At 34.3% G+C, this 15454-nt stretch carries 13 protein-coding genes; 10 read left to right on the top strand and 3 right to left on the bottom strand.

Annotation, left to right across the window (positions count from 1 at the left end; all coding sequences use genetic code 11):
- Positions 1 to 160: 160 nt before the first annotated feature.
- Positions 161 to 1504 carry an NADP-specific glutamate dehydrogenase gene (gdhA, locus tag ACW5R3_RS02395; protein ID WP_456578026.1) on the bottom strand — a complete coding sequence of 448 codons (1344 nt, stop codon included), beginning with the start codon at positions 1502 to 1504 and terminating at the stop codon, positions 161 to 163.
- A 241-nt stretch (positions 1505 to 1745) separates the two neighbouring features.
- On the opposite strand from gdhA, the gene ACW5R3_RS02390 reads away from it, so the two are divergent.
- Positions 1746 to 2546 (top strand): THC0290_0291 family protein, encoded by an 801-nt coding sequence (locus tag ACW5R3_RS02390; RefSeq protein ID WP_456578025.1) that lies wholly within the window; start codon positions 1746 to 1748, stop codon positions 2544 to 2546.
- 61 nt (positions 2547 to 2607) lie between these two features.
- On the opposite strand, the gene ACW5R3_RS02385 is transcribed toward ACW5R3_RS02390, so the two are convergent.
- Complete coding sequence (locus ACW5R3_RS02385; RefSeq protein ID WP_456578024.1) at positions 2608 to 3747, bottom strand: cystathionine gamma-synthase; 1140 nt, start codon at positions 3745 to 3747, stop codon at positions 2608 to 2610.
- A gap of 168 nt (positions 3748 to 3915) precedes the next feature.
- On the opposite strand from ACW5R3_RS02385, the gene ACW5R3_RS02380 reads away from it, so the two are divergent.
- Both ACW5R3_RS02380 and ACW5R3_RS02375 read left to right on the top strand, forming a co-directional pair.
- Entirely contained in the window at positions 3916 to 4629 is a 714-nt protein-coding gene (locus ACW5R3_RS02380; protein WP_456578023.1) for a PdaC/SigV domain-containing protein, read from the top strand.
- A gap of 11 nt (positions 4630 to 4640) precedes the next feature.
- A complete protein-coding gene (locus tag ACW5R3_RS02375) occupies positions 4641 to 4994 on the top strand; it encodes an arsenate reductase family protein (RefSeq protein ID WP_456578022.1) in 354 nt (117 codons plus the stop codon).
- Between the two features lie 5 nt (positions 4995 to 4999).
- Here ACW5R3_RS02375 and ACW5R3_RS02370 read toward each other — a convergent pair whose 3' ends face one another.
- A complete protein-coding gene (locus ACW5R3_RS02370) occupies positions 5000 to 5479 on the bottom strand; it encodes an acyl-CoA thioesterase (RefSeq protein WP_456578021.1) in 480 nt (159 codons plus the stop codon).
- Between the two features lie 115 nt (positions 5480 to 5594).
- On the opposite strand from ACW5R3_RS02370, the gene ACW5R3_RS02365 reads away from it, so the two are divergent.
- The 7 genes from ACW5R3_RS02365 (at position 5595) to ACW5R3_RS02335 (ending at position 15206) form a co-directional block, all read left to right on the top strand.
- The gene (locus ACW5R3_RS02365; protein ID WP_456578020.1) at positions 5595 to 6452 is read left to right on the top strand and encodes a YicC/YloC family endoribonuclease; all 858 of its coding nucleotides are present in this window, start codon (positions 5595 to 5597) and stop codon (positions 6450 to 6452) included.
- Positions 6453 to 6498: 46 nt separating this feature from the next.
- Complete coding sequence (gmk, locus tag ACW5R3_RS02360) at positions 6499 to 7089, top strand: guanylate kinase (RefSeq protein WP_456578019.1); 591 nt, start codon at positions 6499 to 6501, stop codon at positions 7087 to 7089.
- Positions 7090 to 7099: 10 nt separating this feature from the next.
- Positions 7100 to 7678 (top strand): nicotinate (nicotinamide) nucleotide adenylyltransferase, encoded by a 579-nt coding sequence (nadD, locus tag ACW5R3_RS02355; protein WP_456578018.1) that lies wholly within the window; start codon positions 7100 to 7102, stop codon positions 7676 to 7678.
- A 216-nt stretch (positions 7679 to 7894) separates the two neighbouring features.
- Positions 7895 to 10201, top strand: a complete 2307-nt coding sequence (locus ACW5R3_RS02350; RefSeq protein ID WP_456578017.1) for a chondroitinase-B domain-containing protein — start codon at positions 7895 to 7897, stop codon at positions 10199 to 10201.
- A 126-nt stretch (positions 10202 to 10327) separates the two neighbouring features.
- Positions 10328 to 12451: a heparinase II/III family protein gene (locus ACW5R3_RS02345; RefSeq protein WP_456578016.1), complete on the top strand. Its 2124-nt coding sequence runs from the start codon at positions 10328 to 10330 to the stop codon at positions 12449 to 12451.
- Between the two features lie 111 nt (positions 12452 to 12562).
- Entirely contained in the window at positions 12563 to 14839 is a 2277-nt protein-coding gene (locus ACW5R3_RS02340) for a heparinase II/III domain-containing protein (protein ID WP_456578015.1), read from the top strand.
- A gap of 19 nt (positions 14840 to 14858) precedes the next feature.
- The gene (locus tag ACW5R3_RS02335) at positions 14859 to 15206 is read left to right on the top strand and encodes a cupin domain-containing protein (protein WP_456578014.1); all 348 of its coding nucleotides are present in this window, start codon (positions 14859 to 14861) and stop codon (positions 15204 to 15206) included.
- Positions 15207 to 15454 lie beyond the last annotated feature (248 nt).

Raw genomic sequence — 15454 nt, 5'->3', positions numbered from 1 at the left:
AGAAAAACTAAAAAAATAATAACGCGCTTGAACATAGCCTTTGTTTAAGTTTCAAATATATTTAATACTAACGAGTTTCATATGGAAATCATATGTTTTTAAATAAAAAAGCCTCCTATTTTTAGTAGAAGACTTTTTATTTCAATATATAATTAGCTGTTTACACAACACCTTGAGCAAGCATAGCATCGGCTACTTTTACGAAACCGGCAATATTTGCACCTTTAACATAATCAATATAACCATCTTCTTGAGTTCCATAAGTGACACAAGAGGTATGAATATCATCCATAATTTGGTGTAGTTTAGAATCGACTTCTTCACGTGTCCAATTGTAACGTAATGAATTCTGACTCATTTCTAAACCTGAAGTTGCAACACCACCAGCATTAGATGCTTTTCCTGGAGCAAACATAACTTTTGCTTTTTGAAATGCCTCAACAGCTTCTGGTGTAGCTGGCATATTAGCACCTTCTGCAACCGCTAAAACATTATTAGATATAAGCGTTTCAGCCTCTTCTCTATTTAATTCATTTTGTGTTGCACATGGCATAGCTACATCGCAGGCTACAGACCATGGTCTTTGGCCACTATGGAAGGTAGCATCGGGGTATTTTTCTAAATACTCATGAATACGACCGCGTTTTTCATTTTTAATTTCCATGATGTACTGCAGTTTTTCTGTATCAATTCCTGCTTCATCATGAATGTACCCTGAAGAATCTGACATAGTAACAACCTTACCACCTAATTCTGTTACTTTCTCGCAAGCATATTGCGCAACGTTTCCAGAACCAGAAATAACAACAGTTTTACCCTTTAGAGAGTCTTGTTTGGTAGCTAGCATATTCTGTGCAAAATAAACACAACCATATCCTGTAGCTTCCGGACGAATTAATGAACCTCCAAAAGAAATACCTTTACCGGTTAAAACACCTGTAAATTCATTTTTTAAACGCTTATACTGACCAAACATATAGCCAACTTCACGACCACCAACACCAATATCACCAGCAGGCACATCCGTATTTGGGCCAATATGACGAAATAACTCAGTCATAAACGATTGACAAAAACGCATAACTTCATTATCGCTTTTACCTTTTGGATCAAAATCCGAACCTCCTTTACCGCCACCCATTGGTAACGTTGTTAAAGAGTTTTTAAAAACCTGCTCAAATCCTAAAAATTTCAGAATACTAAGGTTTACAGAAGGATGAAAGCGCAAACCACCCTTGTAAGGACCAATTGCCGAATTAAATTCGACTCTAAAAGCACGGTTTACTTGAGTCTGACCATTATCATCAATCCATGGAACTCTAAAAATAATGGTGCGTTCTGGTTCAACCATCCGTTCTAATAACATTTTACCCTTATATTTAGGATTGTTTTCAATAAACGGAATTACAGTTTCAGCCACTTCATGTACCGCTTGTAAAAACTCAGGCTCATGTCCGTCCTTCTTTTTTACAAAGTCTAAAAAAGCATCTATTTTGTCTTTCATTTACTTTCTCATTTAAAAAATTTAATAATAAATAGTTATGTGATTACAAATATACGTTTAATTCAAAAAAACGACGGTTATTATTTTTAATTCATACTCGATAACTTCTTGAAAACAATTTATTTATTGAAGCTTAAATTCTCGTGTTAACAATTTGATGTTTTATAATTTTTAGTTTGGTTAATTACACCTATTTTATATATTTGTTAGCATAATCCTTAAAGTACACTAAAATTAGAGTATGTTTAAACTGAAGCTATTAACTGTATTAATAATCCTAATTTCTAGTGTTAATTTAGGGTTTTCCCAATTAGGATTCTCTCATGAGATTGGGGCTATTGTAGGTCCTGTTCAATTTAGATCGGATTTTGGAGTTCGAGGTGATGAAGGTACCAACTATGGAAACTCCGGTTTTGGTATTGGTATTATTCACTACATAAACTTTGCTTACCGATCTGATTGTAACTGTTATTCAACAGACACCTATTGGAATGATCACTTTAAACTACGTAGTGAAATTTCTTTTAACACAACAAAATTAGAACACCACGGCCTATGGGCTGAAGGTAATTCTGAAAATGCGGCTAAACTTCGCGCGCATACTGGGGAAGCCAACAATTTAGATATAGGAATGCAATTGGAATATTTTCCATTAAGTATTAGAGACTTTCAAGGGTTTGCCTATCGTTTAGCGCCATTTGTTAGTTTAGGTGTGCACTTTACATCCTATAATCCAAAAGTATATACTGATTATGTAGACCCTACAACTGGTGTTGCAGATAACAACGTATTAAATGCCAACAATTTTTGGGGCGGCTGGGAACCTGGAGACGTAGACCCATCATCTGGAACAGCGTGGACCATGGTTGCAAGTGCCGGTGTACGTTACAAACTAACAACGCTTTCCGACCTAATGCTTGATTTACGTTTACAATCCTATTTCAGCGATTGGATAGACGGCTTAAATCATGTTGCCGACTCCAATAAATACAACGATTGGCTAGTATGGCTTAACGTAGGTTACATTTATTATTTAGATTAATTAGAAACTTAGACCTATAAAAAAGCCTCAAAAATCTGATAATTTTTGAGGCTTTTTCATTTTAATTAATAGCTTGTTCTAAATCGGCTATTAAGTCGCTGATATCTTCAATACCAACACTTAATCGGATTAGCGAATCGACTACACCTATTTTCTCACGTTCTTCCTTAGGAATACTAGCATGTGTCATACTAGCAGGATGCCCTGCAAGCGACTCCACACCACCTAATGATTCAGCCAAAGTAAAGACTTTTAAATTCTCAACAATCTTTATAGCTTCATCATAATTATTAGCTTTAGTTGTAAAAGAAATCATCCCTCCAAAATCGCGCATTTGCTTTTTAGCAATAGCATGATTCGGGTGGTTTTCAAAACCTGGCCAATACACCTTTTCAATTTTTGGGTGCTTATTTAAAAAATGTGCTATTGCTTGTCCATTCTCGCAATGGCGTTGCATTCTAACATGCAGAGTTTTTATACCTCTTAAAACTAAAAAACTATCTTGAGGACCACAAACAGCTCCACTTGCATTTTGTATAAAATACAGTTTATTAGCTAAAGTTTCATCTTTAACTGCTAGAACTCCCATTACCACATCACTATGACCACCGAAGTATTTGGTTGCCGAATGCATAACAATATCAGCACCTAAATCTAGAGGCTGTTGCAAGTAAGGCGTTGCAAATGTATTATCGACCGCCAATAAAACCTGATGTTTCTTAGCTATTTCGGCGCAAGCTTGAACATCAATAATATTCATCATTGGGTTTGTAGGTGTTTCAATCCAAATCAACTTCGTATTTTCGGTTATATACGCTTCAATATTATCCGCTGATCCCATATCAACAAAATCGAATTTTATTCCATATTTTTCAAAAACACCTTTAAATAACCGGTACGTACCTCCGTATAAATCGCTAGTAGAAATAACAGCATCGCCTGGATTCAATAGTTTTATAACAGCATCAATAGCTGCTAAACCCGAACCAAAAGCTAAACCATAATTGCCATTTTCTAAACTTGCAACGGCATCTTCCAAAGCACTTCTTGTAGGGTTATGACTTCGCGAATAGGCAAACCCTTTATGTTTTCCTGGTGTTTCTTGTGCATAGGTAGATGTCTGATAAATGGGCGGCATTACAGCACCATAAGCAGGATCTGGTTTCTGTCCACCATGAATGGCTTTGGTATTAAATTTCATAGGTTACTGGTTTTATTATAATTATAGTTCGTTATGATTATTGATTTTAGTTACTTAAAAAAACACCGTCTTTTAAAAACACTTAAATTTTGTATAAAGTTCGGGTTTAATTCGGTGTATTCAAACGCAATAATTACCTTTATTACAAAATTAACGTATCTCATTTTCATGAAAAAACTACTCTTTGTTTTGGCTTTGATTAGCATTGTGACTGCTTGTGAGGAAGATGCTGAAAAGCGGCAGTTTTCGGAAACAACCTTAACAACGGAGCACAATAAAATTGTTGAAATAAACATTCCTGTTGCCAAAGGAAACGATTTGGTTTCTCAAAATATAAACAACGCTATTTCTTCTAGCATTATTAGTAGTCTAAGCACAAATATTGAAGGTGAAACTCAAGCAAAAACAGTATCAGAAAGTATTAATAAATTTAATAGTGACTTTGCTAACTTTAAAAACGATTTTCCAGAAAGCCATCTTGTTTGGGACGCCCAAATAGATGGTGAAATTATGTACGAATCCGATGCTATAATATCGATTGCTATTACAAGCTACCTGAATACAGGTGGTGCTCACGGCAGCTTAAATATAAGCTTTATAAATCTGGATGCTTTAACAGGACAACTTATAAAGAATTCGCAATTACTTAATAATATTGATGCTTTTAAAGCTATTGCTAAAACGCACTTTGATACTACAATAGCCGAAAATAGATCGGCTTATTTTGATCCGAATAATTTTGTGTTATCTCAAAATATAGGTTTTAACAACGAAGGTCTTATTTTACTTTACAACAGTTACGAAGTAGCACCTTATGCCACAGGATTAACAGAATTCACCATACCGTATCAGGAGGTATTACCCTATTTAAATTACAAATAACTTATAGCAGCATGAATAAAGTATACTATTTAAAAACTTGCAGTACGTGTACTCGCATAATAAATTCTATAAACTGGCCCGAAGACTTTGTATTTCAAGACATAAAGAAAGAGAGCATTACCGCGTCTCAACTGGAGGAAATGCAAGCACTTTCCGGCAGCTATGAAGCATTATTTAGTAAACGCGCTAAACTTTATAAAGAAATGGATTTAAAAAATGCAAACCTAAAAGAAGCGGATTACAAACAGTATATACTTGAACATTACACGTTTTTAAGTCGCCCAGTAATTCTTTATAACAATCAGATTTTTATAGGGAATTCCAAGAAAAATATTGAAGCGCTAAAAGCGGTACTAAACAAATGAAAGTATTAGCTATTCAAATGCACGGGTTTCTTTCCTGAAACTCGTGTATCTTCTTTTGTTAACTCCTTATAGCTTTTAGATTTTGGAAATAATTGAGCAGCCTCTAAAAGCTCGGCAGGTAAACTTATAAGCTTACGTGTTTTTAAATCCATCCAAGCTCCAAGCATTTCACAATGCGCTATATTTTCGCCTTTATGGTTGTAAAAATTGTGATCAAATTTAAAAAATGTCCCATCGGCACTCATCCCAGACACCTCCAAACTTACGGTAAGTGGTTTCCCCATAAACACCTCTTTAAAATAGTACATGTGCTCATAAAAAACCACAGGTCCAATATTAAAATGCGCTAACTCTTTCATAGAGAATCCCTTTTCAATCAAGAAGGCCATTCGGGTATGACTCATAAAATTAGTATAAGCACTATTAGCTAGATGCCTATTAGCATCTACATCACTCCAACGAATTTCAAATTGTTTGGTATACATTTCATAAAAATTTAAGTTACAAAACTACATAAATCTAATTGCAGCACATAATATTCTATAACAGTTTTCTAAACCTCTAGTTTTAATTACCTTTGTGCAACTTTATTTAAGAATTATGATACATTCAATGACCGGTTATGGGAAATCTGTTTTACAGTTACCAACCAAAAAAGTAACAATTGAAATAAAATCCCTGAATAGTAAAAACTTGGATTTGAATGCTAGAATGCCTTCAATTTACAGAGAAAAAGAACTGAGTTTACGCAAACTTATTGGCAAACAATTAGAGCGTGGTAAAATTGATTTTTCTATTTACGTAGAGATGACCGGTGAAGAAACTAGCACCCAAATAAATAAACCTGCCGTTAAGCAATATATCAATCAGCTTAAAGAAATTGTAGATGGTGATGAAACGGAATTACTTAAAATGGCCGTAAGATTCCCAGACGCTTTAAATACGGAACGTGAAGAAATAGATGAAACAGAATGGAGCACAATATTAGACGAAGTTAAAAATGCACTTAAAAACATTGCAACTTACCGATTAGATGAAGGTGAAGTTTTGGAGGCTGATTTTAAAAATCGTGTAGCAAGTATTAGTCGTGTTTTAGAAGAAATTATAATTATGGACCCTGAGCGTATAGAAGGTGTCCGTGAGCGTTTACGCAAAGGTGTTGAAGAATTAAAAGAAAAGGTTGATGCCAACAGGTTTGAGCAAGAACTTGTTTTCTATATTGAAAAATTTGATATCACTGAAGAAAAAGTACGCTTAAAAAACCATTTAGACTATTTTTTAAAAACACTAGATTCTGCTGATTCTAATGGAAAAAAATTAGGATTTATTAGTCAAGAAATGGGACGTGAAATAAATACCATCGGTTCAAAAAGTAATTACGCACCTATGCAAAAATTAGTTGTTCAAATGAAAGATGAATTGGAAAAAATAAAAGAACAACTACTAAACGTTCTATAATAATTTAAGATTACGCAAAAGCGATTTTCTCAAAAAAACAAAAACATTGGCAGCACAAAATAACACCCCTAAAGGAAAATTAATTGTATTCTCGGCACCTTCAGGGTCTGGTAAAACAACTATTGTACGTCACCTTTTAGGTTTAAATACGTTAAATTTAGAATTTTCTATTTCGGCAACCTCACGTGAAAAACGCGGTGAAGAGATAGATAGTAAAGACTACTATTTTTTATCGGCAGATGAGTTTAAGAACAAAATTAAACACGATGAGTTTTTGGAATGGGAAGAGGTGTATCGCGATAATTTTTATGGCACGCTAAAAACAGAAGTCGAAAGAATCTGGGCCCAAGGGAAACACGTTATTTTTGATATTGATGTATCTGGAGGACTACGTATTAAACGAAAATTCCCTGACGAAACCTTAGCTATTTTTGTTAAACCGCCAAGTATTGATGAATTAAAAATACGTTTGAAAAAACGTAAAACAGAAAGTGAAGATAAAATAAACATGCGTATTGCTAAAGCCTCTGCCGAATTAGCTACTGCCCCACTTTTTGATGTTATTATAGAAAATGATGATTTAGAGAAAGCCTTAGGTGAGGCCGAAAACTTGGTGACAAATTTTTTAAAATCCTAAAACAACAACCATGAAAATAGGTTTGTATTTTGGAACATTTAACCCCATTCATATTGGGCATCTTATTATTGCCAATCAGTTAGCGGAACAAAGTGATTTAGATCAAATATGGCTAGTTGTTACTCCCCAAAGCCCTTTTAAGAAAAAGCAATCGCTACTAGATAATTACCAGCGATTAGAAATGGTATATCGGGCTACCGAGGCTTATGATAAACTACAACCAAGTGATATTGAGTTTTCATTACCGCAACCTAATTATACTGTAAATACATTAGTCCATTTACAAGAAAAACACCCCAACCATGAGTTCTCTTTAATCATGGGTGAAGACAATTTAAAGAGTCTACACAAGTGGAAAAACTACCAAGCTATTTTAGACAACCACGATATATACGTGTACCCTAGAATTTCCGGAGGACAAATAGACACGCAGTTTTCAGACCACAAACGTATTCATCACGTGGCAGCACCTATTATGGAAATCTCTTCAACTTTTATTAGAAACGCCATTAAAAACGATATAAACATTAAACCTATGCTCCCTGCATCGGTATGGACTTATATTGATGAAATGGGTTTTTATAGATAAGCTACCTACTTTCGGCAACAAAATACCACCTTCATTTAATCAATCGCCTTTTACAATACCCCAACTAATTATCTTATTCCTATTATTTGGATAATTTATTGCGTGATACTTAATAGTTTTCGCTAAAAAATAAGGAAATGTTTGTTTAGTGCACAAATAGCCATATATTTGGTAAACCAATCTGGTAAACCAATCCTTATAATTAAACCGCAAATAATGCAAAGATTTTTAATTGTGTTAAGCCTATGCTTAGCTATTAGTTCCTGTACAAAACCAACACAAACCCTAAAACCTAGTCTAGTTCACAATATTGATGAGCTAAACAAAGCTATCGACAGTGCAAAAGCAGGTGATGAAATAGTTATGGCCAATGGTGTTTGGACAGATGTTTCAATACAACTAAAAGGTGTGGGTACCGAAAAACAACCCATAACACTTAAAGCTGAAACGCCGGGATTAGTGAGTATTGAGGGGGCTTCTAAATTAGAAATTGGTGGTGAGTATTTACAAGTTGAAGGACTATATTTTAAAAATGGATACACACCAGGTGCTAGTGTTATTCGTTTTAAAATAAACGATACCTTATTTGCTAATCACTCAAAAGTTAGCAATATTGTTATTGAAGAATTCACACAACCTGATAGAGATGATACAGATCACTGGGTTGAATTTTGGGGGAGACATAATGAGTTAAGCAACTCTTATATTGCTGGAAAATCAAACTTTGGACCAACAGTAATGGTTGTACTAAAAGGTAATGAGCATATTAAAAACCACCATAAAATTGTTAATAATCATTTTGGCCCACGTCCACGTAAAGGTGGTCCTCATGGTGAAACAATGCAAATTGGAGATAGTGGAACTTCTATGGCACCGTCTCACACTTATGTAGCTAACAACCTATTTGAAAAGTGTAATGGTGAAGTGGAAATTATTTCAAGTAAATCCAATTACAATGTATTTAAAAACAACGTATTTTTTGAAAGTGAAGGTTCTTTAGTACTTCGTCATGGAAATTACGCCACTATAGACGGCAACATGTTTATTGGAAACGATAATTCACCTTTTATTGGTGGAATTCGTGTAATAAACACTGGACACTGGATTACTAACAACTATTTCTACAAATTAAAAGGAAACACGTTTAGAGCACCATTAGCTGTTATGAACGGAATTCCTAAATCACCACAAAACCGTTATAATCAAGTAACAGATGTTGTTATGGCTTACAATACTTTTGTTGAATGCCAAACACCTTTCCATTTCAGCGTGGGATCTAATGTGAGTCAAAGTGCCGTATTACCAAAATCAGAAATCCGTTCGGCAAGGCCTAAGCGTACAACCTTAGCAAATAATGTAATCTATAATGAAACTGCATTTAATTACCCGATAAAAAACTACGACAAGGTTGATGGTGTAAATTTTGTAAACAACTATACTAACAACCCTAATGATAGTGAGGTAAAACCAAAAGGTTTAATTGAAACAAGTATGACTGCTACAACGCTTTCAGACTATGTAATTTTACCAAAAGTAGCATCAGACAAAATATATACAGGTTTTGATTTTGATACTATTGAAACCGATATGTTTGGCACAGAAAGAACCGAAAACAACAATGCGGTTGGTGCCATAATTAGTGCAGACGAAAATCGTGTTGTAATTGATAAATCTAAATACGGAACGCCTTGGTTTAATGCCGAAAAAGAAATACCTGCAGCTAAAGTTGCACAGGTTTCAAATTCTGAAACACTTATAAGCAGTTTAAAATCTGCCGCATCTGGCGACATCATTACATTAAGCCCAGGAACTTACACACTAAATCAAACTTTAGTTATCAATAAACATATTACGTTAAAATCTGAAGACGAAACGAAGCCTGCAGTAATTGAATTCACGAACAACGATGTCGCATTTGAAATGCACCCGAAAGGCACTCTTAAATTAGAAGCGGTAAGCCTGAAAGGAAATGAGCAATTAAATACGTTTGCAACTTTAGATAAAAACATGAGCAAGGCTTATAATTTATTTTTAGACAAAGTAGAGATAGCTAATTTCAATCGTGTTTTAGAAACCTCAAAAGGCTCTTTTGCAGATACTGTATCTGTTAAAAACTCCCTTATTAAAAACTGTAAAACGGGTGTTTTACTAAATAAGGAAACGAATGACAAAGGCGATTACAACTCAGAATTTGTAATTATAGAAAATACAATATTTAACAACGTTAGCGGAACTATCTTAGACTACTACAGAGGCGGTTATGATGAATCGACTATTGGAGGAAATCTAGTTTTTGTAAACAATGAAGTAACCAATTCTGGAAAAGCATCTACAGACAACATTCTAATAAAAAATAGAGGTATTGTAAATGTACGTTTTGCTGATAATAATTTTAGCAATAACCCGGTTAGAACCATTGCAGTTCTATGGGGTGAAAAAAGTCAGAAACCAGAAAATAATCAAATTCAAAACTCTGGTGAAATTAAAGTCGTTCAGAACTTGAAATTAAAATTAATGTACTAATAACTCTTGCTTTTGTTACAGTTTCAGAAATATCTTTGCCTAATTTTACTATTCGGTAGCAGTACGCTATTTGCTCAGCAAATACCTTCAAATTCTATTATTCCCAATACGGAATTACAAAACTTTTTGAAGGCACCGCTTAAATCGGAATTGAAACAAGCAACACAAGCTGAATTAGCCGCTTATTTTAGAACCAAATTCTCCGAACGTTATTTTTACGATTGGAAAACTAATGAAAAGCGTGTTGAAACCTATTTTGAAACTTACCCTGAATTAAAAAACTATCACACCAATAGAGCTGAAGACCATTTAACCAAATATCAAGCAGATGCAAAATGGAAACTACCATTTAACTATCAAAATGGAAAACCTGTAAACGCCTATGCTTTACGCCATTTGGCTAGACAACATAAAATGGTAGATATCGGATATTACTATTTCTATACCGGTAAAGATGTACAATATTTAGATTATTTCACCCAACAACTAAGTTCACTAAACCAAGCATTAGAAAGTAATACTTACGAAACTATAAAAGACGGTAACGGTATTTACGAAGCTTTCCGATCAGGTTATCGCGTTTTAAATTGGTTACAGCTACATAATTTATTTCTTGGAGAAACAGAGTATTCGGATGAGGAGCAATTAACTACAATCGCAACGCTTTTACAGCATGCACAACACCTATACGAACACAATAGCGAATTTAAGTCAGGAAATCACCAAACACGTGGTCTCTCCGCTTTAGCTATGATTGCAATTGTCTTGCAAGATTTTGAAGGCGCTAATGTTTGGTATAGTCATGCTATGAAATTACTAGAAGCCCATCTTTCAAAAGAAATTAATGCGGATGGCTTTCAGTTTGAAAGATCTGTCCATTACCACATGAGCGATATTGGAAACTATTTTTACGTTTACCAATTAGCCAAAAAAAGCAATTTACAAATAAGCACCTATTGGGAATCGCAATTAAAAAACATGTTTAGCACATTGGTGAAAATTGCTTACCCAAATAAAACAGCACCTGTACTATCGGATGATACCGATCAGCCTTGGGCAGAATACAATATTATTTCGAATGCTATAACCTTGGGCTATGTTATGTTTAACAATCCTGAAATGGGTTATTTTGCAAATAGCCATATCGATGCTAAAATGTTCTGGTACTTAAGCAGCGAACAACTAAATATGCTTACTGATATTAACCAGAAAAAACCAGAATACCAATCGCTTCATTTTCCAGAAACAGGTTACTATATTATGCGAAATGGCTGGGATAAAAAAGATCATATGTTGGTTATTTCTGCCGGCTTAGATTCCTTAAAACCCGACCATCAACATGGCGATATGCTTGGTATTCAAGGCATGGCCAACGGACAAGTTATACTTCCCAATTACCAAGTACGCTACTCATTGGAAGATTATGAATGGTTTAAAAATTCTATGGTTAAAAATGTAGCCTTAGTTGATCAAGAACTTCAAGGAAAACAATACACGTCAAATAAAGGCGGTAGTGGTTTTGGGAAATTTAAAAAACTTCCAAAACCAGAAACTATACTTTGGGAAACCTCTGAAAACTTCGATATTTTTGTTGGAACACATGATGGGTTTAATAATATAGATGTCGCTTATACCCGTCAAGTAATAGATAGTAAAGATGGCTTTTGGATTGTAAAGGACAACTTTAAATCTAATCAAGAACATACTTACAAACAAATATGGCAAGGACATTATACAACCGAAAATGAGCCTAATCTGTTAAGAGCGAGTTTTAATGATGGTTCAGGTTTAGACATTTACCAACTTCAAGATGTTTCCAAGGTAGAATCCTCTGGTGCACGTGGTAAATCGTGGCATACAGTAAGCTCTGAGCTTGTTTCAAATTACAGTTTCATTACTATTGTATATCCTTTTGAAACTTTTGATAAGCGAATTAACAATCAATTAGATTCAAAAATATTTAGAGGATGGAAACAACTCGATACTGCATTCAATTCCGAAAACAATCCAGCGAGTCATATTCTTTACAAAAACAACACATACTATGTGTTTGAAGCAAAAAACCTAAAAATTGGTCAACATCACTTAACTTTCAATAAGGAAACCGACTTATACATTAGTATTGAAAATGGACAAATTCACTTACAATCCTTAACAGACAAAGCGGTTGTTTTAGAATCTTACAATAACAAAAAAATAAAAACAACCCTAGAACCAGGCGATAGCTACGATTGTCATATTGAAAATTAGAACCCGATTTCCTCATCAATTATGATGTTTTTTTAAGTTAAGTTTAGCAATCTCATAAATTTTTATATATTTGGTCAACCAATCTGGTCAACCAATTGTTAAATTAAAATTATGAATCGGTATATAAATCGTTATTTTTATTGTTTACTTCTATTAGCCTTCTTAATTTTCAATTCCTGTAAGCCAGAAAAAAACAACAATCCAGAACCTCAAACAACAACTGCAGAACATCCAAAACTGGTATTAACAGCAGAAGGAGTTTCAACTATAAAATCACAGTTGGGCAATATTCCACTTTTCGACAAGTCATTAGCAGAAACCAAAGCTGCTGTAGATGCTGAAATTGCATTAGGTATTTCAGTCCCTTTACCTGTAGATTTATCAGGTGGCTACACACATGAACGTCACAAAAAGAATTTTTTAACCATGCAAAAAGCTGGTTTACTTTTTCAAATTCTAGAAGACGAAAGTTATGCTATATATATTCGTGATATGCTTATGGCTTATGCGGAAATGTATCCAACATTACCCGTACACCCACAAAAACGCTCGTATGCTAGAGGCAAAATATTTTGGCAATGCTTAAACGACTCCAATTGGTTGGTTTACACAAGTCAGGCATACGACTGCATTTACAATTGGCTTTCTAAGGAAGACCGTGATTATCTTGAAAAAGATTTATTTAGACCTTTTGCCGATTTTATATCTATTGGTAATCCTCAATTTTTTAATCGTGTACACAACCACAGTACTTGGGGAAATGTAGCCGTTGGAATGATCGCTTTAGTCATGAATGACGAGGTGCTTTTAGACCGTGCTCTTCATGGTTTAAAAACAGACAACTTAAAAGCCGGTATGAAAGATGATGACGGTGGATTTATAAAATTAGAAGGTCAGAAAGTTGGTTTTTATGGCAATTTAGAAGAGCCATTTTCTCCTGATGGTTATTATACAGAAGGCCCTTACTACCAAAGATATGCCATGTATCCTTTTTTAATATTTGCAGAAGCACTTCAAAACAAAAAACCAGAACTTAAAATTTTCGAATATAAAGATGGTGTCCTTCTAAAGGCCGTAGATGCCTTACTTAATTTATCGGATGCTAGCGGAAACTTTTTCCCTATTAACGATGCTCAAAAAGGAATGTCGTATTACTCACGTGAATTAGTTACTGCCGTTGATATAGCTTACCATTACGGTGGTGAAAACCCACAGCTATTAAGTATTGCAAAAAAACAAGATCAAGTTGTTTTGGATGATACGGGATTAAATGTTGCTTTAGGCGTTAAGGCTAACAAAGCTGAACCATTTATAAAAAAATCTTTAGAATTACGCGATGGACCTCATGGCAAACAAGGTGGACTAGGAATACTAAGAAGTAAGGATTTAGAATTACTTTTTAAATATACTGCTCACGGTTCTAGTCACGGACATTATGATAAATTATCCTACTCGCTTTATAACGAAGGTCAGGAAACAATTCAAGATTACGGACTAGCACGATTTGTTAATATAGAACAGAAAGGTGGCGGTAACTACTTAAAAGAGAATAGTACTTGGGCTAAACAAACAATAGCGCATAACACTCTAGTACAAAATGGGAAATCGCATTTTGGTGGTATTTATGATAAAGGCAGCCAGCACCATTCTGAAAAATATTTCTTTGATGCTAGTAACCCCGCAGTTCAAGCAGCTAGTGCTATTGAAAACAATGCCTACCCTGGAACTAATTTACAAAGAACTATGGTTCTTATAACCGATAGTAGCAACCAAAAACCTTATGTATTAGATATTATGAGGGTACGTTCTAACAACACCAATCAGTACGACTTACCGTTATATTATAAAGGTCATATAATGTCAACAAATTTTAAAGTTGATATGCCTGAGACTTTAAAAGCATTAGGTCCTGAAAATGGATACCAACACTTATTTCTTGAAGGAAAAGCAAAAGCTAACGGATCCAATGCCAATATAAACTGGTTACAAAACAATATTTTTTACACAGCAACTACAGTTACATCGGAAGATGACGACTTAATACTTGCAAGAATTGGTGCTCATGACCCAGAGTTCAACTTACGAAAAGAACCTGCATTTATTTTAAGAAAACCTGCTAGTAAAAATGCACTTTTTGTTAGCACAATTGAAGCTCACGGTAGTTACAGTCCTGTATCGGAATTTGCTATCAATGCATATAGTTATATTAAAAATCTTGAGGTTGTAATAGATAACGACAAGTATTTAGCTGTAAAATGGCAATATAACGATCAACCTTATATGTTTGTCATGGCAGTTGACGACAACACAGAAAACACCAACCATTCACTAGATATTGCAGGTAGCAAGAAATTGTGGGTTGGTCCTTTTAAACTTTTTAAACTTTAATTAATAAATAAATTTACAGATGAAAACATTTGGAACTAGTAAAGAATTCATTTTTGGCGATGAAATAGAATGGGAAGTTGTAGGCGAAGGTCTAAAACGTAAAATCATGGGATACGATGATAAAATCATGCTTGTAAAAGTAAGTTTTGAAGTTGGTGCCGTTGGTATACTTCATGAGCACTACCACTCACAGGTTACTTACGTTGAAAGTGGCGAGTATGAATTAACCATTGGCGACGAAACTAAAACAGTAAAAGGCGGTGATAGCTTCTACATTCCACCACACGTAATGCACGGTGCTGTTTGTACAAAAGCGGGTATATTAATAGATGTGTTCAGCCCAATCAGAGAGGACTTTATGCAATAAAACACCTCTGTTTTTATGAATTTGATGTTTTAGTAACATAAAATATCATTTTTTTTACGAAAACGTTGTATTTAACATAAAATTATATATATTTGGTAAACCAATCTGGTAAACCAGTTTTTTACCATAAAAAAAGGATAGGTGCACGCCTATCCTTTTTGGAATTTACTTCTTTGGAGGGAAGTAATACACAGTAGTTTCTTAAGCAAGAACCATGTGATCTACAAAAATACTAAAAAGTATTTTAT

Source organism: Algorimicrobium bowmanii (genome assembly GCF_054031195.1).
Note: the sequence above shows the minus strand (reverse complement) of the source record. Positions and strands in the feature narration are given on the sequence as shown.